Annotated in this window: 21 protein-coding genes; 11 read left to right on the top strand and 10 right to left on the bottom strand. The window is 37.2% G+C overall.

The features are described from left to right. Positions 1 to 134 precede the first annotated feature (134 nt). From HSM_RS04040 to HSM_RS04025, 4 genes are all read left to right on the top strand, one after another. Positions 135 to 1,088, top strand: coding sequence for an ABC transporter permease (locus tag HSM_RS04040; RefSeq protein ID WP_012341603.1), 954 nt, complete (start codon positions 135 to 137; stop codon positions 1,086 to 1,088). After that, the gene (locus HSM_RS04035) at positions 1,088 to 3,040 is read left to right on the top strand and encodes a dipeptide/oligopeptide/nickel ABC transporter permease/ATP-binding protein (protein ID WP_012341602.1); all 1,953 of its coding nucleotides are present in this window, start codon (positions 1,088 to 1,090) and stop codon (positions 3,038 to 3,040) included. Before HSM_RS04040 ends, HSM_RS04035 begins: the two co-directional genes overlap by 1 nt. 3 nt (positions 3,041 to 3,043) lie before the next feature. Beyond that, positions 3,044 to 3,850, top strand: coding sequence for an ABC transporter ATP-binding protein (locus tag HSM_RS04030; RefSeq protein WP_012341601.1), 807 nt, complete (start codon positions 3,044 to 3,046; stop codon positions 3,848 to 3,850). An 80-nt stretch (positions 3,851 to 3,930) separates the two neighbouring features. After that, on the top strand, positions 3,931 to 5,517 hold the full coding sequence (locus HSM_RS04025) for an FAD-binding protein (RefSeq protein ID WP_012341600.1): 1,587 nt from the start codon (positions 3,931 to 3,933) through the stop codon (positions 5,515 to 5,517). 53 nt (positions 5,518 to 5,570) lie between these two features. On the opposite strand, the gene epmA is transcribed toward HSM_RS04025, so the two are convergent. After that, positions 5,571 to 6,542 (bottom strand): elongation factor P--(R)-beta-lysine ligase, encoded by a 972-nt coding sequence (epmA, locus tag HSM_RS04020; protein WP_011609430.1) that lies wholly within the window; start codon positions 6,540 to 6,542, stop codon positions 5,571 to 5,573. 312 nt (positions 6,543 to 6,854) lie between these two features. Here epmA and frdA point away from each other — a divergent pair, with 312 nt between their 5' ends. The 4 genes from frdA to frdD are packed head-to-tail and all read left to right on the top strand — an operon-like array spanning position 6,855 to position 10,190. After that, positions 6,855 to 8,654 (top strand): fumarate reductase (quinol) flavoprotein subunit, encoded by a 1,800-nt coding sequence (frdA, locus tag HSM_RS04015; RefSeq protein WP_012341599.1) that lies wholly within the window; start codon positions 6,855 to 6,857, stop codon positions 8,652 to 8,654. Next, positions 8,647 to 9,417, top strand: coding sequence for a succinate dehydrogenase/fumarate reductase iron-sulfur subunit (locus HSM_RS04010; protein WP_011609432.1), 771 nt, complete (start codon positions 8,647 to 8,649; stop codon positions 9,415 to 9,417). Before frdA ends, HSM_RS04010 begins: the two co-directional genes overlap by 8 nt. A 10-nt stretch (positions 9,418 to 9,427) precedes the next feature. Beyond that, positions 9,428 to 9,832 (top strand): fumarate reductase subunit FrdC, encoded by a 405-nt coding sequence (gene frdC, locus HSM_RS04005; RefSeq protein WP_011609433.1) that lies wholly within the window; start codon positions 9,428 to 9,430, stop codon positions 9,830 to 9,832. Between the two features lie 10 nt (positions 9,833 to 9,842). Further along, complete coding sequence (gene frdD / locus HSM_RS04000) at positions 9,843 to 10,190, top strand: fumarate reductase subunit FrdD (RefSeq protein WP_011609434.1); 348 nt, start codon at positions 9,843 to 9,845, stop codon at positions 10,188 to 10,190. Between the two features lie 118 nt (positions 10,191 to 10,308). On the opposite strand, the gene HSM_RS03995 is transcribed toward frdD, so the two are convergent. Further along, positions 10,309 to 11,118 (bottom strand): hypothetical protein, encoded by an 810-nt coding sequence (locus tag HSM_RS03995; RefSeq protein ID WP_012341597.1) that lies wholly within the window; start codon positions 11,116 to 11,118, stop codon positions 10,309 to 10,311. Between the two features lie 308 nt (positions 11,119 to 11,426). Next, complete coding sequence (locus HSM_RS03990) at positions 11,427 to 12,902, bottom strand: MFS transporter (RefSeq protein ID WP_012341596.1); 1,476 nt, start codon at positions 12,900 to 12,902, stop codon at positions 11,427 to 11,429. 365 nt (positions 12,903 to 13,267) lie between these two features. Between HSM_RS03990 and rpsO the strand changes: the two genes are divergently transcribed. Then, entirely contained in the window at positions 13,268 to 13,537 is a 270-nt protein-coding gene (gene rpsO, locus HSM_RS03985) for a 30S ribosomal protein S15 (RefSeq protein ID WP_011608634.1), read from the top strand. 184 nt (positions 13,538 to 13,721) lie between these two features. On the opposite strand, the gene HSM_RS03980 is transcribed toward rpsO, so the two are convergent. Beyond that, complete coding sequence (locus HSM_RS03980; protein ID WP_012341595.1) at positions 13,722 to 14,324, bottom strand: peroxiredoxin C; 603 nt, start codon at positions 14,322 to 14,324, stop codon at positions 13,722 to 13,724. A 152-nt stretch (positions 14,325 to 14,476) separates the two neighbouring features. Between HSM_RS03980 and metC the strand changes: the two genes are divergently transcribed. Next, positions 14,477 to 15,667, top strand: a complete 1,191-nt coding sequence (gene metC, locus HSM_RS03975; protein ID WP_041605035.1) for a cystathionine beta-lyase — start codon at positions 14,477 to 14,479, stop codon at positions 15,665 to 15,667. A gap of 39 nt (positions 15,668 to 15,706) precedes the next feature. Here the strand turns inward: metC and ubiD are convergent, their stop codons facing one another. Beyond that, positions 15,707 to 17,182 (bottom strand): 4-hydroxy-3-polyprenylbenzoate decarboxylase, encoded by a 1,476-nt coding sequence (gene ubiD / locus HSM_RS03970; RefSeq protein ID WP_012341593.1) that lies wholly within the window; start codon positions 17,180 to 17,182, stop codon positions 15,707 to 15,709. Positions 17,183 to 17,309: 127 nt separating this feature from the next. Here ubiD and smpB point away from each other — a divergent pair, with 127 nt between their 5' ends. Further along, a complete protein-coding gene (gene smpB / locus HSM_RS03965; protein ID WP_011608630.1) occupies positions 17,310 to 17,792 on the top strand; it encodes an SsrA-binding protein SmpB in 483 nt (160 codons plus the stop codon). A 33-nt stretch (positions 17,793 to 17,825) separates the two neighbouring features. Here the strand turns inward: smpB and hemN are convergent, their stop codons facing one another. The 5 genes from hemN to groL form a co-directional block, all read right to left on the bottom strand. Further along, the gene (gene hemN / locus HSM_RS03960; protein WP_012341592.1) at positions 17,826 to 19,193 is read right to left on the bottom strand and encodes an oxygen-independent coproporphyrinogen III oxidase; all 1,368 of its coding nucleotides are present in this window, start codon (positions 19,191 to 19,193) and stop codon (positions 17,826 to 17,828) included. Then, positions 19,194 to 19,637 carry a DUF2489 domain-containing protein gene (locus HSM_RS03955; RefSeq protein ID WP_012341591.1) on the bottom strand — a complete coding sequence of 148 codons (444 nt, stop codon included), beginning with the start codon at positions 19,635 to 19,637 and terminating at the stop codon, positions 19,194 to 19,196. 3 nt (positions 19,638 to 19,640) lie between these two features. Then, the gene (gene yihI, locus HSM_RS03950; protein WP_041604064.1) at positions 19,641 to 20,201 is read right to left on the bottom strand and encodes a Der GTPase-activating protein YihI; all 561 of its coding nucleotides are present in this window, start codon (positions 20,199 to 20,201) and stop codon (positions 19,641 to 19,643) included. A 125-nt stretch (positions 20,202 to 20,326) separates the two neighbouring features. After that, entirely contained in the window at positions 20,327 to 20,644 is a 318-nt protein-coding gene (metJ, locus tag HSM_RS03945) for a met regulon transcriptional regulator MetJ (RefSeq protein ID WP_011608626.1), read from the bottom strand. 170 nt (positions 20,645 to 20,814) lie between these two features. After that, on the bottom strand, positions 20,815 to 22,458 hold the full coding sequence (groL, locus tag HSM_RS03940) for a chaperonin GroEL (protein WP_011608625.1): 1,644 nt from the start codon (positions 22,456 to 22,458) through the stop codon (positions 20,815 to 20,817). Positions 22,459 to 22,470: the final 12 nt, after the last annotated feature.

Below are 22,470 nucleotides of genomic sequence, written 5' to 3'. Positions count from 1 at the left end.
ACTTTTCTCACTTTCTGCTTGTTTTTAATGAGCAGAAAGTGCGGTCATTTATATGTGGTTATGATTAACAGCCCCTATCTTTATTGACAGCAGATTCATTCTACTGACTTGGTTTGTATAGTTGGAGAAAAATAATGGAAATTGTCTTTCGCTTATTACTTCGTCGTTTAGCGGCATTACCCATAATGATATTAGGTGTGAGTGCTTTGGTTTTTATTATCTTGCAATTTACACCGGGTGATCCTGCCACTGTCGCATTAGGGGAAGGTGCAAGTGAGGCTGCAAAGCAACTTTATCGAGAACAGCACGGTTTAAATGATCCCGTAATTGTGCAATATTTTCGTTTTATCGGAAATTTAATTCACTTAAATTTCGGTATGACCACACCACCTGAACAACCGATTACTTCTTTGATTGCGAAAGCCTTTCCACTAACTTTACAGCTAACTTTTATTGGTGTATTCCTCGCTGCAATAGTTTCTTTTACCTTAGGCGTTATTGCCGCACTTTACCGTGATACGTGGATTGATCAGGTTATTCGTTTATTATCGGTAGCCGCAGTAGCAACGCCATCTTTTTGGCTTGGAATTTTATTAATCCAATATTTTGCACTGGAACTGGATTGGCTACCCTCCGGCGGATTTACCTCTTTTAGTGAAGATCCGAGCGGTTATTTTTATTCGATGATTTTGCCTTCACTCGCTTTAGCTGTACCTGTGTGTGCATCTCTAATTCGGGTTGTACGAACTACGATGGTGGAAGAAATGGATAAAGATTATGTGCGAACAGCCATTGGTAATGGCGTTCCTTATGCAACCGTTATTCGTCATAATGTATTACGAAATGCGTTGATTACCCCCGTTACTGTATTGGGGTTAAGAATTGGTTATTTGCTGGGAGGTGCGGTAGTTATTGAGCAAATTTTTGACCTGCCAGGTATGGGAAAATTAATTTTTAACGGTATCGTCAATCATGATTTGCATTTAGTACAAGGTGTTGTACTAACAATCGCCTTTAGTTTTGTACTGGTCAATATTATCGTTGATGTATTGTACCTTGTGATCAATCCAAAAATTCGGAGTTTATGATGTTTCGTCAAGGATTAGCCGAAAGACTTGCTCAAGGCGGAGCAAGATTCAAAGCGTTATCAATGGCCTCTAAAATTGCTTTAATGTTTATCATGTTGATTGCATTAATTGCTATTTTTGCACCTTGGGTTTCTCCTTATGATCCATTACAAACCTTACGACCGGTGCAAGCACCAAGTAGTGACTATTGGTTTGGCACAGATCGTCTAGGACGAGATATTTTCTCTCGTTTAGTGTTTGGTGCAAGAACATCATTGTTTATTGGCTTAGGTGCGGTAGGTTTTGCAATAATTTTTGGTAGCATACTAGGTGCAACCGCTGCTACAGCGAGTAAATTTGGTAATGAAGTCATCATGCGTCTAATGGATATTTTAATGGCATTTCCGGGAATTGCATTAGCTGCGGTATTACTGGCTACTTTTGGTAACTCTGTTCCGATTATTATTTTAACTATCGCAGTAGTTTATACGCCACAGTTAGCAAGGGTTGTACGAGCTAATGTAGTTTCTCAGTGGGAAGAAGATTATATTAGAGCGGAGCGAGTAATTGGTGGCAGTAGAAGCTATATTTTATTAAAGCATGTAGTTCGCAATACTGCCGCCCCTGTTTTGGTTTTTGCTACAGTGATGGTAGCAGATGCAATTGTATTGGAAGCTTCTCTTTCCTTCTTAGGAGCCGGAGTACAACCCCCTTATCCATCTTGGGGAAATGTTTTATCCGAAGGTCGAAATTTAGTATTAAGTGGCTTTTGGTGGGCCACTACCTTTGCCGGATTAATGATTTTGTTGACCGTTTTATCACTTAATATTTTGTCAGAAGGACTAACTGATGCTCTCGTGAATCCAAAACTTAAACGTAATCCAAATAACAAAGGTGATGTATCAAAGCCTCTTGCTACCGATGTACAAGAAGCTATGGCGGAAAGTTTAGCACTTAAACGTTATTTATTAAAATTAAATCAAAAAGAATCGGAACGTACTGATAGAATGCAACTTAATTCAGCAATGAAGCCAATTTTGCAAGTAAAGAATTTATCTATTCGTTTTCCAAATCGTTATGGTGATATTCCACTAGTGGATAATATTAGTTTTACTGTTCATGAAGGTGAAACTATGGGGCTGGTAGGCGAGTCAGGCTGTGGTAAATCAATTTCTGCATTTTCCATTATGGGATTATTGCCTAAAACAGCCAAGATTACAGGAGAAATACTTTTTACAGATCGTGCAGGAAATCAACATGATTTATTGAAAACAGATAAATTAAATGATTTACGTGGTCACGAAATTTCTATGATTTATCAAGATGCTTTAAGTGCGTTAAACCCATCAATGCGAATTAAAGATCAAATGGCACAACTGATTCAGCGTGGCGGAAAACAAAGTGCGGAAACACTTTTACGATGGGTTAAATTAGAGCCTGAAAAAACGTTAAATCGCTATCCCCACGAATTATCGGGCGGACAACGTCAACGAGTATTAATTGCAATGGCATTGGCTAGAGAACCGAAATTATTGATTGCTGATGAACCTACTACCGCACTTGATGTAACAGTGCAGGCAGAAGTAATTAAATTACTTAATGAATTACGAGAAAAATTGGGCTTTGCTATGGTTTTTGTTAGCCATGATTTAGCCTTAGTAGCACAAATCGCTCATCATATTACAGTAATGTATGCAGGACAGGTAGTAGAAGTCGCTCCAACAAGTTCATTATTAATGAATCCGATGCATGAATACACTAGAGGGTTGCTGGGTTCAGTACTTTCTACTGAGTGTAGAGCGGAACGCTTGTATCAAATTCCTGGCAGTGTACCATCGCCTTTTGATTTTGCTGAAGGAGATCGATTTGCCAGTCGTTCTCTTCGTCCTAATGCAAATCCAAATCAACATTTGAAATTAGTACAAGCAGAAGATAATCCGAAACATTTATGGGCATCGCATTTGGAGAATTAAAACATGAGTATGAAAGTGTTAAAAAAACAACCAATCATTGAATTACAAGATATTGTGGTGCAATTTCCTTCCCGTGATGGTTCAATATTTAATCCGAAAAAATTTACTGCTATAGATGGTATTAGCCTAAATATTCAGGCAGGAGAAACTTTGGGTTTAGTGGGACAATCAGGTTGTGGTAAATCAACGCTTGCCAATGTTATGATTGGTTTACAAAAACCCTCTTCCGGCACAGTAAAATTTAACGGTTTAAAGATGAAATACGGAAGTGCAGAGGCTCGCAAACAATTCGGACGACAAGTTTCAGTGATTTTTCAAGATCCTGCCACCGCACTTAATCCAAGAATGCGAGTAATAGATATATTAAAAGATCCAATGAATATCCATAATGTACTGCACCCCCATGAACGTGAAAAACGGGTGTATGAACTTCTTTTCCGAGTGGGATTACCTCGCTCTGCAGCATTGGTTGAACCTACACGACTGTCGGGTGGACAAAAACAACGAGTTGCTATTGCTCGTGCATTGGCATTAAACCCAAAGTTAATCGTAGCGGATGAACCTACTTCTGCCCTTGATGTGTCTGTACGGGCTCAAGTGTTAAATTTACTTGCCGATCTTAAAAAAGAGTTAAATCTCGCAATGGTGTTTATCTCTCATGATTTACAAACTGTTCGTCAAGTATCTGATCGTATTGTGGTGATGAATGGAGGCTTGATTGTAGAACAAGGTGATGCAATGGACGTTTTTGATAATCCACAACAGGAATATACCAAAATTTTGCTCAATGCAGCACCATCATTATTGTAGTAGTTAATTAAGCAGAAGATATTGCTGATATTTTTGTGATGTGGGCATTGAATTTATCTTTAATAAAAGATTTATAGATTATGACAAATATTAAATTTCACCACCAAATTGAAACGGAATTATTGATTGTTGGAGCTGGTATTGCAGGGTTAGCATGCTGTGTTGAGGCAAAAGCAAAAGGACTTAATCCGATTTTAATTAGCAAATCAATAATAGGTGGAGGTGCAAGTTTTTTTCCGCTAAAAGCGACACTTGGTATTCAAATAACAGGGGATTCCGATGACAAAATTCTCTTTCAACAAGAAATTGAGAGAGTCGCTTGTGGAGTAAATAATCCTAAGATTGTTAGGGCTTATGTGGAAGAATCACCACAAGCTATTGAGCTATTGAGTAAAATTGGATTTACTCCTTGGCTACGACAAGATAACCGCCCTGCTTGCTTTGCATACTATACTCGCCCGATCTATTTAATTAATAACTGGAAACAAAGTGCTAAACGGGCTAAACAAATTTTAATTCAGCACCAAATAGAATTTTATGAAAACTCTGTTTTATTACATATTGTTACTGAACAAAATCAAATTAAAGGTGCTATTTTTGCTCAACAAAAGGGCGGTGAGATTCGCTATATTTTTTGCTACACGAATAATATCATATTAGCCACAGGCGGTATTGCGGGGTTGTATCAAGACAATCTCTATCCTGCAGATATAATAGGTTCGACCCACTATGTAGCTTATCAAGCAGGTGCAAAATTAACCAATCTTGAATTTATTCAATTCATTCCTGCTTTTGTTAAACCTAAGTATAAAGTATTGTTCGGTGAGCATACTTTAAAATATCTGATAAAAGTTACTGATAGCAAAGGTAAGAATTTATTTTCTCATTTATCACCGCAACAATTTCAGCAAATGATACAACAACGTAGTAGCTATGCACCTTTTAGTGTGGATTTTCAAAGTGTTGAATTTGATCTCGTAATAATGAAATATTTGATTGAAAATCCTACTGAGAAAGGAGTGTATCTACATTATTCTCCCGAACTTTACCATGATAAAACGGAATTTTATCAAGTCTATTTAACTTGGCTGGAAAAAGAAATGGATATTCATTTATTACGAGATCAGGTAATAATTCGACCTTTTGCTCATAGTTGCAACGGTGGAATTGAAATCAATGAATACGCCCAAACAGCAGTACAGGGGTTATTTGCGGTAGGGGAAGTTTCTGCATGTATTGAAGGAGCAAATCGTCTAGGAGGGAACTCTGTAGGCGGTAGCCTCGTGTTTGCCAAAAGAGCGATACAAAAAGTTGTGGAAAATGTACCGCACTTTTCTACACAAAATAAAGAACATTATGTGTTAAAGGGAATACGCTATTTACAACATTTAGCCAATCAAGAGAAAAAATCCGCTCACTCATCAAGTGAAATATTGCGACAAGTAAGATCATTAATGAATCAATTTGCCAATGTGTATAGAACTAAAAAAAATTTGCAATGTTTAATTACACAACTACAACATTTGGAAAAAAATTGTCCTATTGATCTCAAAAAGATTCACAGTATTGAAATTTATCATGCTATTAAAACTGCACAATTAGTAGTTCATGCAATGATTAATCGTAAACAATCTTTGGGTTCACATCAAATTAGTTTGAAAGAATAATTTACCGTTATTTGTAAAAATTCTTTTTCGCAATGTAATACAAAAACTTTATTCTAAGCACAATCTATATTAAACGAAATCACCTCGCTGATATTTTCAGCACCTAAAGCAAGCATAATGAGTCTATCAACTCCCAATGCCACCCCTGCTGTATTTGGCAACCCCGCTTGTAATGCACCTAAAAAACGATGATCAATCTCATGTTGTGGTAACCCCAATTGTTCTCTTAAGCGATTATCTTGATTAAAGCGATGTTCTTGCTCTTGTGCATCAGTCAATTCATTAAAACCGTTAGCCAATTCAATTCCCTTATAATAAAACTCAAACCGTTCCGCAACACGATGGTCTTCTGAACTAATTTGCGCAAGGGCCGCCTGAGTTGCCGGAAAATGATAAACTGCAATAGGTTTATTTTGGCCAATATTAGGTTCGACAAGCGTGCTAAATAAAAATTGTAACAACGTATCGCGATCCTCATTTTCAGCACCGTCCAAATGGCATTCTCTTGCTTTTTCAATCAATTCATTAATCGGTGCAGACAACGGATCTATACCTACATGTTCCTGAAATACAAATTGATAACTCGCCATCTCAGCCGGTTCACAATCAAGAGTTTGTTGTAACAAATCATCAACCTCATTAATTAAACGATGCATATCAAAGTGCGGTCGATACCACTCAAGCATTGTAAATTCTGGATTATGCTTTTTGCCGCTTTCTTCATTGCGAAATACTTTACACAATTGGAAAATTGCACCGCTTCCAGCTGCCAATAAACGTTTCATATGATATTCAGGGCTTGTCGTTAGCCACAAAGTTTTTGACTTTTCCATAAACGGAGATGTAAAGGCTGTGCTGAAAGTCGAAAGATGAACATCTGTTACGCCAAATTCACTCAATACGGGAGTTTCCACTTCCAACAATCCCCGCTCTGTAAAAAAACGACGAATATCCGCAATAATTTTTGCTCTTGCCAATAAATTTTGGATCGAGGCACTAGGTTGCCATTGTTCATTCAAAGACATAATAAAATCCTTTATAAATTTTTTGAAATATTCTACCTGAAAAAAATAATAATGCGACAAATCAATTTTTATAATAGTAACGCTATGTTTTTGTTAATAAATGATATTGCTTATCATCTAATTTTAAACTAATGAGAATATTTCTTATCTATTTCAAATATAGTTTTGAGTTAGATCACGAAATTAAAATTTTCTAGCTTAAATTAACAAAAAAGAGTTATATCTCTTTTAAAATAGTGGCAGAATAGTATTGCTTTTGTAATTTCCCGTTAGGGATTAATTTTTACTCTTATCTATTATTGGAGGAATATCGTGCAAACAGTTAATGTCGATATCGCAATTGTTGGTGCCGGTGGTGGTGGTTTACGTTCGGCAATTGCAGCAGCGGAAGCAAATCCTAATTTAAAGATCGCTTTAGTTTCAAAAGTATATCCGATGCGTAGCCATACTGTTGCTGCAGAAGGTGGGGCAGCTGCAGTAATTAAGGATGAGGACTCTTACGATAAACACTTCCATGACACTGTTGCCGGTGGTGACTGGTTGTGTGAACAGGATGTGGTGGAATATTTTGTTCAACACTCTCCGGTAGAAATGACTCAATTAGAACGTTGGGGCTGTCCTTGGAGCAGAAAAGTTGATGGTGATGTAAACGTTCGTCGTTTCGGCGGTATGAAAATTGAACGTACTTGGTTTGCTGCTGATAAAACCGGTTTCCATTTGTTACACACTCTCTTCCAAACTTCCATTCAGTACCCACAAATTCAGCGTTTTGATGAACATTTCGTATTAGATATTTTAGTTGATGACGGTCATGCTCGTGGTATGGTTGCGATGAATATGATGGAAGGTACTCTAGTACAAATCAATGCTAATGCGGTCATTATTGCAACGGGGGGCGGTTGTCGTGCATTCCGTTTCAACACAAACGGGGGGATTGTTACGGGAGATGGCTTATCGATGGCATATCGTCATGGTGTGCCGTTACGTGATATGGAATTTGTTCAATATCATCCGACAGGCTTACCGAATACAGGTATCTTAATGACTGAAGGTTGCCGTGGGGAAGGCGGTATTTTGGTGAATAAAGATGGCTATCGCTATTTACAAGATTATGGTCTCGGACCGGAAACACCTATCGGAAAACCGGAAAATAAATACATGGAATTGGGTCCTCGTGATAAAGTTTCCCAAGCCTTCTGGCAAGAATGGCGTAAAGGCAATACGTTAAAAACAGCAAAAGGTGTCGATGTTGTTCACCTTGATCTTCGCCATTTAGGGGAAAAATATTTACATGAACGACTACCGTTTATCTGTGAATTAGCCAATGCTTACGAAGGTGTTGATCCTGCTAAAGCACCAATTCCCGTTCGTCCTGTCGTACACTACACCATGGGTGGTATTGAAGTGGACTTCAATAGCGAAACCCGTATTAAAGGTTTATTTGCCGTTGGGGAATGTGCGTCTTCTGGTTTACATGGTGCAAACCGTTTAGGTTCAAATTCATTAGCAGAATTAGTGGTGCTAGGACGTGTTGCAGGTGAATATGCAGCACAGCGTGCAATTGAAGCACAACCTGCTAACCGAAGTGCGGTCGATGCTCAAGCTCAAGATGTTATCCATCGTTTAGAAGAGTTATACAATCAAGAAGGAACAGAATCTTGGTCGCAAATTCGTGATGAAATGGGCGATTCGATGGAAGAAGGTTGCGGCATTTATCGTACACAAGAAAGTATGCAACAACCCGTGGATAAAATCGCAGAATTAAAAGAGCGTTATAAACATATCCGTATTGCAGACCGTTCAAGCGTATTTAACACCAACGTTCTCTATACCGTTGAATTAGGTTATATTCTCGATGTTGCTCAATCTATTGCTAATTCTGCGATTGAACGTAAAGAATCTCGTGGAGCTCACCAACGTTTAGACTATACTGAGCGTGATGATGTGAATTATCTAAAACACACTTTAGCATATTATAATGCTGATGGTGCCCCACGGATTGAATACAGCGATGTGAAAATCACCAAATCTCAACCAGCAAAACGTGTTTACGGTGCGGAAGCTGAAGCACAAGAAGCGGCTGCAAAAGCTAAGGAGCAAGCAAATGGCTAATCAAGCAATAATGAATATTGAAGTATTGCGTTATAATCCTGAGGCGGATAAAGAGCCATACTTACGTACTTACCAAGTTCCTTATGACAGCCAAACATCTTTACTAGATGCTTTAGGTTATATTAAGGATAAATTAGAACCGGAACTTTCTTATCGATGGTCTTGCCGTATGGCAATCTGCGGTTCTTGCGGAATGATGGTGAACGGTAAACCTAAACTTGCCTGCAAAACTTTTTTACGTGATTATAGTGGTCATATGCGTATTGAACCATTAGCAAACTTCCCGATTGAACGGGATTTAGTGGTCGACCTTAGTCACTTCATTGAAAGTTTGGAGAGTATCAAACCATATATTATAGGCAATAAAGCACCTGAATTAGATGGTAAACCACATACGTCAGCGGAATTGGCGGAAAGTCGTACTAAACAAACGCCGGCTCAATTAGAGAAATATCGTCAATTCTCTATGTGTATTAACTGTGGATTATGTTACGCCGCTTGTCCGCAATTTGGCTTAAATCCCGAATTTGTCGGTCCGGCAGTCTTAACTCTTGCTCACCGTTATAATCTTGATAATCGTGATCACGGAAAAGCAGAACGGATGAAAATTATTAACGGTAAAAATGGCGTATGGAGTTGTACTTTTGTGGGTTATTGTTCCGAAGTTTGCCCTAAACATGTAGATCCTGCTTCTGGTGTCAACCAAGGTAAAGTCGAAAGTGCAAAAGATTTCGTCATTGCAATGTTAAAACCGCAAAAGTAAGGAGTGTAAAATGACAACAGTAACAAGTAAACGCAGAAGATATGTGCGGGAAGTAAAAGCAACTTGGTGGAAAAAGCTAGATTTTTACAAACTTTACATTATGCGTGAAGCAACAGCAATTCCATCATTATGGTTTAGCTTGGTATTACTTTATGGCGTGATCTGCCTAGGTCAAAAAGATGGATTACAATCGGATTTTATTCCTTTCTTACAAAATCCAATTGTTATTATTCTGAATATTATCGCCTTGGCAGCAGCCATTTTGAATACAGTTACGTATTTCTTCATGACGCCAAAAGTGCTAAATATCGTGTACAAAAATGAAAAACTAAATCCGAATGTTATTACTATCGGTATGTGGGCTGTTACAGCCGTAGTAAGTATTCTTGCTTTAGTGCTAATTTACTTGAAATAGGGAGACCAAGATGAAAGAAACTCCAAAACGCTCTAATGAACCTGTTGTATGGTTATTGTTCGGTGCAGGTACTACAGTAAGTGCAATTGTCTTCCCTATATTGATTTTTATCCTAGGTCTATTACTACCTTTTGGATTAATCGAAAACGGTGCAGACAATATTATTGCTTTTGCCGGTTCTTGGTTAGGTAAACTGATTCTATTAGTTGTATTAGTTTTTCCAACTTGGGGGGCAATGCATCGAATTCACCATGGCACACATGATTTTAAACTTCATATTCCAGCAGGTGGGATTATTTTCTACGGATTATCAGTACTTTACTCTATTTTAGCTTTAATTGCTGTACTTAACATTTAGTCCTCTCAATATTACACAAAGCGGACAAAATAAAACATTTTGTCCGCTTTTCTCTTATCTGATAACATACATACTCATCAATGATCAATCATTTCCAAAAAGTAGGCAGTTATTTTAGTTAAAACACATAGGCAAAACTTACCCATAAAGGAAAACTCATCACAATAAAACTCATTATTAACAGAACGTAATATTCAAACTTCCATTTATAAAATAAATGTATAGCAATAATGCAGGTAATAACTAAATGTAAAATAAAATAAAGTCCCCAAGAAAACTCATTAGAAAATACAACTTGTTGTGATATAGCAAAAAACAAAATACCTAACACAATAATTGCATTCAGTAATAAAGTAATCAGCATCAAAAAAGGCAATAAGATAATAAAGCCTTGTAAACGGTTTTTAGCGATGACTAGCAATAAATTCGCTAATATGATGCCTAGCAATGCTTGAGCTACTGGATTATATTGAGAAAAATAAAGTAAAGGTAAATCAATAAACATTAAACAATAAGTTACTATACCTAAAACTCCCACAAGTGTTCCTAAAACCAACAATGACTTACGCATTTGCAAATCTTGAGGTTGTTGCCAAATAGCCAAAGTTAAAGCAATGCCACACAAACATACAATATCAGTTAATACATAGTGATAATTGGAAAATACACTGATAAACAGCCATAACCCCCAATAAATCAAAAAATATAAGTTTACCTTTACTAATCTGAAACGTTGACCATTGCAAATTTCACCTTTGGCAAACACTAAAATACATAATAATTGTGTAACTAATACAGCTAAACTCAAGTGGGAAATTGCTTTTGCTTGAGCTTGTAAACTCATGGTAAAGAAATCAATAGCAATTAAGAGTAATACAGGTAAAAAAGACAAAAGTGCGATATGTTTTTTAGATTGTTCTGTCAGCATAGAATGCTCCATACGTAAGAGACGGATAAAAATAAAGTGGCTATTATGCAAAAAATAAAAAGAACGGTCAAAATGATCTATACCCAAAAATTGGACTAAACCGCCAATAAATTTAGACGTAGATTTTTTTGACTAAATATATAGTGGCTGGTAGATATAACGAAAATATACGTTGATTTTTCCGATTTGCTTGGGGTGATAGTTTGTAAATAATATAGTCATGATTTTTTCTTTACTGAACCCTGTTTTTTAGGGTTTCAGACTACCGGAATGATTTAGGTAGCCTGAATATCAAGTAAATACTGTGGTTAGGATGATTTTTTGCCCGTTGGCACAGTCAACATAATAGACACAATAGCCCCAAAAATCATCAATAAGTTAAACATTAATGCAATAGTAGCAGCTTCACGAATAGCAATATTATCTTGGCGACCAACAAAAGGGACGATGTTATTTAACCAAGATACACTGGCATTCTCTGCACGGAGTGCGGTGAAGATTGCCGCTGAAATAGCAACACCAAATGCCGCACCCAGTGAAGAAGCCATTTTATAGAGACCGGAACCCGCCCCCGCTTGTTCAGGCGGAAGATTTGATAATGCGGCATCAGTGGATGGGGTTGCATAAAATGCTAAACCTATACCAAACAAGATATAAGAAATAACAACGATAATCTTATATTGCTCCAACATCATATTCGTTGGTAATAACAAAGCAATAGAAAAGCCTGTAATTAGGCAGCCCCAAATCATAGGTGTACGGGCACCAAAACGTTGTAATAATTTCTCCCCCACACGAATAAAAGCAATAATCGCAATCGCATAGCCAATAGTAAGCAATCCGGCAGATTGTGCAGTCATATTACCGCCCAATTGTACTAATTGTAACGATACAATTAACATGCCGGCTACACCGTTGAGCAAGAAGTTAGAAATAGTCGCTCCGGTGTAAGTCGCATTTTTAAAAAGTGAAAAGTCCACAAACGCTTTATCAGCACGCTCCTCAATCCATAAAAATAATACGATTGACACAAAAGTCACTAGCAATAAACCGATAGTGGTCATGCTTGTCCAGCCGAAATCACCACCTTGAGTCACCAATACTTGTAAAGCGATCATGGCAATCATAAAGGTAACAACACCTCCCCAGTCAAATTTATGTTTTTTTCCATCATCTTCCATTTTGAATTCTGGGGTACCACGACACATAACATAACCTAATAAAGATAAAGTGGCACAAGCAAAGAAAATATAACGCCAACCTAGATTTTGAGATACTAACCCACCGAAGAGTGCACATAAACCAGAACCACCCCAAGAGCCGATAGACCACATACTAATAGCACGCTGACGAGCTTCGCCCTCCCAATAGGCTTTTACTAAAGCTAAACTAGATGGCATAATGCAAGCAGCAGATATCCCTTGAATAATACGCCCTAACATTAATAGTGGGACAGCTAAATCACCAGATGGAGCCAGTGCAATTAACAATGCCCCAATAATACTCAATAAAAAACCTAAATTTAAAATTTTTAAACAGCCGATACGATCTGCAAGACCGCCCATAACGACAATAAACATCCCCGAAAATAAAGCTGTAATTGATACAGCAATATTCATAATACTGGTGTTAACACCTAAATCTTGCTCCATATCGGGTGCAATATTTAACGTGGTTTGTGCAAAAAGCCAAAAGGCAATCACTCCCATAATCATACCAAACAATAGTTTGTCATTGCCTTGAAAGTGCGTTTTTACAGAAGTTGGATCTGGTTGTATTGTCATAATATAAATCTCCAAAAATTTGATTGAATAGATTGAGAAAATTTTTATCCTACTTTATGTGGAACATTTTTAGCCACTTATGCCACTTATCTAAAATTAAATATCTTACTTAATTATAATCCTATTAGTTAATATTCTTTATCTTTCTTGCTATAAAATCAAGAAAAATATATCCTTCATTTTTAGTTTTTACGCATAATACGCATAAATAATGCGGTAACATTGTAAGTAGGTCTAGTTTGTATGTTGAGTAATTATTTATTGCTTTTTTTATAATCGAGAGATAAAATCTGCAGTTCCTGTCATCGCTGAGTTAGAGATCGGCGAATGATGTATTATCAACCCTTTTAGTATAAGGAATGTTTATGTCTCTAAGTACAGAAAAAAAAGCAGCTATTGTTGCTGAATTTGGTCGTGATGCGAAAGATACCGGTTCTTCAGAAGTACAAATTGCATTATTGACTGCACAAATTAACCATTTGCAAGCTCATTTTTCTACACATAAAAAAGATCATCACGGTCGTCGTGGTTTATTACGCATGGTCTCTCGTCGTCGTAAACTTTTAGACTATCTAAAACGTACAGATCTTGCTAAATACTCAGAAATAATTGCACGTTTAGGCTTACGTCGCTAATTATTTATGAAATAAAAATTGAAGCTCCTAAAATTTATTTTGGGAGCTTTTTTGTATATCCTCATGGAAAATTATTGCTAATAATGTTATTCCTATTTTTCAGAGGATCTTATAAGAATGACTAGATTTATAATGAAATAGCCCCACATAAGTGCGGGGCTAGTTTTAGTTAAAATTGATGAGATCAAAGTTTATCTGCATTTTGTTTTAAGTATTTTGCAACACCTTCTGGGCTACCGGTCATACCTTCTTTGCCTTTTTCCCATTGTGCCGGACATACTTCACCATGCTCTTCATGGAATTGTAAGGCATCAACCATACGTAACATTTCATCAATATTACGACCTAATGGAAGATCATTTACGACTTGGTGACGAACAACACCTTCTTTATCAATTAAGAATGATGCACGTAATGCAACACCTGCCTCAGGATGTTCAATGCCATAAGCTTTTGCGATGTCGTGCTTAATATCTGCCACTAAAGCATATTGTACTTGACCGATACCGCCGTTATCTACCGGTGTGTTACGCCATGCATTGTGTGTAAATTCAGAATCAATTGAAACACCAATAATTTCCACATTACGATCTTGGAATTCTTTATAACGATGATCAAATGCAATTAATTCAGATGGGCATACAAAAGTAAAATCCATTGGATAGAAAAAAACAACTGCCGCTTTCCCAGCAATATGCTGTTTTAGATTAAATTTTTCAACAATTTCACCATTGCCTAAAACTGCCGCTGCGGTAAAATCTGGGGCTTGACGAGTAACTAATACCATAGTAAAAATCTCCTATAAAAGTTATTAAGAATTTTGCATTCTAAAGCAAATTCGCACAATTATTTTATGAAAAAAGACCGCACTTTTGTATTAGTTTTTGACTATTAAATCAATTATTATAATCTTGATTTTTGTTTAAAATGGATATTTCTATGAGTAATACAACTTCTTTTACCACATCAACAATTCATGCAGGGCGTAATAAACGAGTATGTAAAAATGCGGTAAACCCTGTTATTCAGCGTGCATCTTCATTGGTTTTTGATACTTTAGCAGATAAAAAACAAGCAACTATCAATCGAGCAAAAGGTGGATTATTTTATGGACGTCGAGGAACGTTGACACATTTTGCTTTGCAAGAATTAATGTGTGAATTGGAAGGTGGTGAGGGTTGCTATCTCTATCCTTGCGGTGCGGCGGCGGTAAGTAATGCTATTTTAGCTTTTGTAAAAACCGGTGATCACGTGTTAATGAGCGGTGCTGCTTATGAACCAACGCAAGAATTTTGTCATATAATTTTAAAGAAAATGTCAATTACAACCACATTTTATGATCCTTTAATTGGTGAAAAAATTGCGGATTTAGTTCAACCAAATACGACAGTCTTGTTTTTGGAAGCACCAAGTTCACTTACTATGGAGATGCCGGACATTGTATCGATTGTGCAAGCTGCTCGCCAAATCAATCCTAAAATAGTAGTTATGATCGATAATACTTGGAGTGCAGGTGTATTTTTTAAGGCTTTGGATTTCGGTATTGATATTTCAATTCAAGCAGGGACAAAATATCTCATTGGGCATTCTGATGCGATGATTGGTACAGCGGTGGCTAATGCACGTTGTTGGGAACAATTACGTGAAAATTCTTATTTAATGGGGCAGATGGTTGATGCTGATACCGCTTACATGACAGCCCGTGGTATTCGTACTCTACTAGTTCGCTTAAAACAGCATCAAGAAAATGGAATTAAAGTAGCTAAATGGTTACTGGAACAGCCTGAAGTAAAAACTGTTTATCATCCGGCATTGCCAAGTTGTCCGGGACATCAATATTTTAAGCGATATTTTACAGGTTCCAGTGGATTATTTTCTTTTGAACTAAATAAAAAACTTTCTCAACAGGCGTTAGAAAATTTTATGGATCATTTTAAGATTTTTACTATGGCATATTCGTGGGGGGGATTTGAATCGCTGATTTTATGCAATCAACCGGAAGAAATCGCTAGGATTAGACCTAATATTGAACGCAAATTAACCGGTACATTAATTCGCCTACATATTGGTTTAGAGGACGTTGATGACCTTATTGCCGATCTTAAAGCCGGATTTGAGCGTTTGAAATAAACAGGTAAATAAGCACCGCACTTATTTACCTTTTGCTGTTTATTTGGGAGCAAAAATATTTAGACTCTCCCAAATATCATCAATGCGTTTAACTACATTGGGGGCTTTTTTAATTGGGGTTCCCCATTCACGTTGCGTTTCTCCAATCCATTTGTTTGTCGCATCTATTCCCATTTTTGAGCCGAGACCGGCAATCGGTGAGGCAAAATCAAGATAATCAATAGGCGTATTTTCTATAATTGTACAATCTCGGGCGGGATCGCTACGTGTTGTAATTGCCCAAATCACATCTTTCCAATCTCGTGCGTTTATATCGTCATCACAGACAATCACAAATTTTGTGTACATAAACTGGCGTAAAAATGACCATACTCCCATCATAACTCTCTTAGCGTGGCCTGCATATTGTTTTTTTATTGTAACAACTGCAAGACGGTAAGAGCATCCTTCCGGAGGAAGATAGAAATCGACAATTTCCGGAAACTGCTTTTGCAAAATAGGAATAAAAACCTCGTTCAGTGCTTCACCCAAAACTGCAGGCTCATCCGGTGGACGACCTGTGTAAGTTGAATGATAAATAGGATCTTTACGCATGGTAAGATGTGTCACGGTAAATACAGGAAAATATTCTTGTTCATTGTAATAACCCGTATGATCTCCGTATGGACCTTCAAGTGCGGTCTCCGTTGGATCAATATAACCTTCCAAAATAATCTCCGCACTTGCAGGTATTTCAAGATCATTACTGATTGATTTTACCACTTCCGTTTTATTACCACGTAATAATCCGGCAAAAGCATATTCCGATAAAGTATCCGGAACTGGTGTGACCGCACCTAGAATAGTGGCAGGATCTGCCCCTAAAGCAACCGAAATAGGAAAGGGTTGATTAGGGCGTGCTTCTTTCCATTCTTGAAAATCCAACGCACCGCCACGGTGAGATAGCCAACGCATAATGAGTTTATTTTTTCCTATTAATTGTTGGCGATAAATACCTAAATTTTGTCTTTTTTTACTTGGTCCTTTAGTGATGGTTAATCCCCATGTAACTAAAGGTGCAACATCATCTTTCCAACAGTGCATAATAGGTAATTTATATAAATCAACTTCAGCATCAGAGAATACAATTTGCTGACACTCTGCTTTACTCAAAACTTTCGTTGGCATATTTAGCACTTGTTTAAATTGAGGAAGACTTGACCATAAATCTTTAAAACTTTTTGGTTGTTCAGGTTCTTTTAGAAAAGCCAGTAATCTCCCTACATCACGCAGTGCGGTAACATCTTCCTGCCCCATTCCAAGAGCAACACGTTTGGGAGTACCAAATAAATTACAAAGCACAGGAATTTCATAGCCTTTTGGATTTTCAAAAAGTAATGCGGGACCACCGGCACGCAAAGTGCGGTCAGCAATTTCTGTCATTTCTAAATAAGGGTCGATTTCCTGTGTAATTCTTTTGAGCTCACCTTGTTTCTCTAATAATTCAAGAAAATCTCGTAGATTTTTATATTTCATATTTTGCGTAACGGGTTATCAAGAATATCCGCATTGTTATAGAGAATGCGATGTAATGCAAGCCTTTTTGCGATCTTTGCTTAGATTGGGTAAAATGCGAAAAACTTTTAATGAGATATGAATTTATATGACAAAGAAAAAAGCAAAGGTAGCATCTAATACGATTGCCTTAAATAAACGAGCAAGACACGATTATTTTATTGAAGATGAAATCGAAGCCGGTCTTTCTTTGCAAGGCTGGGAAGTTAAATCGATGCGTGCAGGTAAAGCGAGTATTGGCGATAGTTATATTATTTTTAAGCATGGCGAGGCATATTTATTTGGTGCAACCATTCAGCCGTTAAGTGTTGCTTCAACGCATATTGTTTGCGATCCCACAAGAACACGTAAACTTTTATTAAACCAGAAAGAGTTGGCTTCATTATTTGGTAAAGCAAATCGAGATGGTTTCACTATTGTTGCACTTTCATTATATTGGAAAGGTCCTTGGGCAAAGGTGAAAATAGGTTTAGCAAAAGGGAAAAAATTACATGATAAGCGTGAAGATATTAAAGATCGTGAATGGAAAGTAACGAAAGATCGCATTATGAAAAATGCACAGCGAGGTTAAAAAAGTGCGGTTAATTTTGACCGCACTTTTTCGTTAAATAATTCGAGAAAATTGTTGTCTTTTTGCTTGTTGTCTAGAGTATGTATCAAAACACAAGCAAATGTTTCTAATGAGCAAACGACCTTTAGCAGATACTTGTAACGCATTGTCATTAATATCAACTAAGCCGTCAGTTGCTAAGGGTTGGAGCAAAGCTAAATCTTCAGCAAAATGGGTTTTAAAATCAATTTGGTATTGTTGTTCTATCGGTTGAAAATCTAATTTAAAATTGCAAATTAATTGTTTGATCACATCACGGCGTAGGCAGTCTTCTTGCGTCATCACCAAACCTTTGTGTAATGCTAAACCAGTTTCTTCTACGTGGGTATAGTATTGTTTGAGATCTTTTTGGTTTTGAGCATAGGTATCGCCCAATAAACTAATGGCAGAAACACCTAAACCTAATAAATCACATTCTTCTTGCGTGGTATAACCTTGGAAATTGCGGTGTAGAATTCCTTTTTGTTGTGCAATTGCCAATTCATCATCCGGTTTAGCAAAATGATCCATGCCGATAAAACGATAGTTTGCTTGTCCTAACGTTTCGATAGTTTTTTGCAAGATTGTTAGTTTTGTTTCAGGTGTTGGTAAGTCTTTATCCTTAATTTTCGCTTGCCCGGCGAAACGGCTTGGTAAGTGAGCATAGTTAAATACACTCAAACGATCCGGATTGAGTTCGATAACTTTATGTAGGGTAAACATAAAACTTTCTACGGTTTGAAACGGTAACCCATAAATAAGATCGAGATTGGTTGAGCGAAAACCTAACTCACGAGCACGAATCAACAATTCACGCACAAATTCTTCATCTTGTTCACGATTCACTGCTTTTTGCACATCTTTATTAAAATCTTGCACCCCCATACTAATACGATTAAAACCAATTTTGTATAAATGATCCAGCATAGAAAGCTCAATTTCTCTAGGATCCATTTCTATACTGATTTCCGCCTTATCTGAAATAGTAAAATTCTCTTTCAGCATTTGCATTAAACGTGCAGATTGTTGTTCTGAAAGATAAGTCGGTGTACCGCCTCCCCAGTGAATTTGAGTTGCGATGCGATGACGAAATAACGGAGCCCTTGTTTGAATTTCTTTTTCTAAATAATCAAGATAAATCTCTACTTTATGTTGATGACGAGTAATAGTTTTGTTACAAGCACAGAAATAACAAAGTTTATGACAAAATGGAATATGTACATATAAAGAAAGCGGACGTGTAGGATAACGAGTAGCAGCTTGCTGAAAATCTTTATCAGTATAGCTTTCATTGAATTCAAGTGCGGTTGGATAGGAGGTATATCTTGGACCTGAATGGTTATACTTTTGGATTAATGCTAAATCCCAGATAATTTCTGACATTTATTTTTCCTTAGATTCTTTTAGGTAATTTAATAGTCGCTGAATTTCAAGTTTGATATTTTGTTCTAAATCAGCTTCAGCACGTTCACGTTGTAAATCTAAACGCATACGTTCATTTTTCTTTAATGTTCGCCGAGCATCATGGGTCGGCATATCCATTACTGCTTCATAGAGTTGGTACATTGAAGTGTAATTTTTCAATGAATGCCCTAACGGTTCAAGCAACATTTTTAGACGGATAACACCTTCAGATAAATTGCATTCTCCACTTTGCATTGCATTAGCGATAATTTCACAACTTTCTTTTAAACGCTTTAGTCTAGCCTGTTTTGCTTGCAACAAAACTTTCTTCTGCTTTTGTAAAACGAGCAATAAATATATTGCGTAACCAAGCATAACGCTAATAATTAATCCGCCGAGAATGATTAAAATTGTGATCCACATAGCTTATTTAAATTGGTTAATATCAATAGTCTCAAAAGTGCGGTACAAATCATCTTCACTTTCTTCTTCAATTCCAAGTTCAGCCATAAGTTGAGCAATACGGTCTAGGCATTGATTGACAAAGATTTGATCTTTTTTACTTAAGGTTTTACCTGCATCAAGCTCATCTAATAATTGATTTAAACTTTCATTATTTTCGAGTTGTGTCAGTTCCAGCATCGGATCAATAGTTTTCGCTTTTTCCTCTAAAGCACCTGAAGGAATAAACATACCTTTTTCAGGTTTATTCACAAATTCAACAATAAGAGGAACTTTTTTACGACTCCCAACACGAGGATCTTTTTTTTCATTAAGTACGATTGTTTTACTTGTATCTACTGCACTATGACGTGAACCAGCGGTTAGTCCTTTACGTTTTTTTTTCTTTTTTTCTTCACGAGATTTAGCATCAAGTTCATAACGAGTAAGTTTTTTACCGGGACGTGACAGATTTTCCGGACGTTTATCTGTTTTACGCATAGGCATAATATCTGTTATTCGACGAGTTTTTTTTGTACGAGCCATTGTATTTATCTCTATTGTTATAACGGTAGCGGATTGTAACATTCCCGAGTGAAATTCACTAATAAAAAGCGAAAAAGCGGTCAAAACGACCGCACTTGCTGAAATAACTTACCAAACTTAATCTATTAATATTCCCAGTCATCGGGATTTATTCCTAATTCTCTCATAATTTGTTTTGCACTTTCAGGAATCTCATCATGACGTTCTTTTAATAGATCTTCGTCTGTGGGCAAAGGTTGACCGGTAAAAGCATGCAGGAACGCCTCACACAATAATTCACTATTTGTTGCATGACGTAAATTACGGAGTTGGCGACGAGTGCGTTCATTAGTTAAAATTTCTAATACTTTAATTGGAATAGAAACGGTAATTTTCTTAACTTGTTCACTCTTTTTACCATGTTCTGCATAAGGGCTAATATATTTTCCGTCCCAATCTGCCATTTTGTTGATCCTTAATAACCTTAGTAATATTGAGTATTCTAATAAAAAATAGGCAAAATAACAATCTAGACTTCTAGATAGCTAATAATTAAGGTCTACGTTTTTTGAAAAATAAAAAGGGTCTGACGACCCTTCTTAACATAATGATTAGATATGGAATATGGGGAGAATTACATCATACCGCCCATTCCGCCCATACCACCCATTCCGCCTGTCAGATCAGCTTTCTCCTCTTTCGGCAGATCGGCTACCATACATTCAGTTGTAACCATTAATCCTGCGATAGATGCAGCAAATTGTAGTGCGGAACGAGTTACTTTAGTCGGATCTAAAATTCCCATTGCGATCATATCACCATACTGCTCCGTACCAGCATTATAACCGAAGTTTCCTTCACCATTTTTAACCGCACTTGCAACTACAGAAGCTTCTTCTCCCGCATTGGTTACGATTTGACGAAGTGGTGCTTCCATTGCACGTAAAGCAAGTTTGATACCTACATCTTGATCTTCGTTATCGCCTTTTAATGTTGTTGCAACTTTTGTTGCAGCACGGATTAATGCAACACCACCACCGGCAACAATCCCTTCTTCAACAGCTGCACGCGTTGCATGTAACGCATCATCAACACGATCTTTTTTCTCTTTCATTTCAACTTCAGTTGCCGCACCAACCTTAATTACAGCAACACCGCCGGCTAATTTTGCAACACGCTCTTGTAGTTTTTCTTTATCATAATCGGAGGTTGCTTCTTCAATTTGTTGACGAATTTGAGCAACTCGACCTTTGATTTGAGCTTCATCACCAATACCGTCAATAATAGTCGTGTTATCTTTGTTGATCACCACACGTTTTGCTTGACCTAAATCTTCAAGAGTTGCTTTTTCAAGCTCCATTCCGATTTCTTCTGAAATGACAGTACCTGCAGTTAAGATAGCAATATCCTGTAACATCGCTTTACGACGATCTCCAAATCCCGGGGCTTTAACCGCAGCAACTTTAACAATACCACGCATCGTGTTAACAACCAACGTTGCAAGTGCTTCGCCTTCCACATCTTCTGCGATAATTAACAATGGTTTACCAGCTTTCGCTACACCTTCTAGGACCGGTAATAATTCACGAATATTAGAGATCTTTTTATCAACAAGAAGAATAAACGGATTATCTAATTCAACAGTTGCGGCTTCCGGTTTATTAATGAAGTATGGTGATAAATAACCGCGGTCAAATTGCATACCCTCAACAACATCCAATTCATCTGAAAGACCGGAACCGTCCTCAACGGTAATAACCCCCTCTTTACCGACTTTTTCCATTGCTTGAGCAATAAGTTTACCGACAGTTTCATCGGCGTTTGCGGAAATTGTACCAACCTGTTCAATTTCTTTTGACGTTTCACAAGGTTTAGAAAGAATTTTTAGCTCTTCAACCACTGCATTAACTGCTTTATCAATTCCACGTTTTAAATCCATCGGATTCATTCCGGCAGCTACTGCTTTTAGACCTTCGCTGACAATCGCTTGAGCCAAAACTGTTGCTGTGGTTGTACCATCGCCTGCAGCATCATTTGCTTTAGAGGCAACCTCTTTCACCATTTGTGCACCCATATTTTCAAATTTATCTTCCAATTCGATTTCACGAGCCACAGACACACCGTCTTTAGTAATAGTAGGTGCACCAAAAGCCTTGTCTAAAATTACGTTGCGACCTTTAGGTCCTAAAGTAACTTTTACTGCATCTGCTAAAACATTCACACCTGCTAGCATTTTTACACGAGCATCATTACCAAATTTTACGTCTTTTGCTGTCATTTTCTGTATTCC

It is taken from the genome of Histophilus somni 2336, assembly GCF_000019405.1.
Lineage (GTDB): Bacteria > Pseudomonadota > Gammaproteobacteria > Enterobacterales > Pasteurellaceae > Histophilus > Histophilus somni.
The sequence above is the reverse complement of the archived record's forward strand: the minus strand, read 5'-3'. Positions and strand labels throughout refer to the sequence as shown.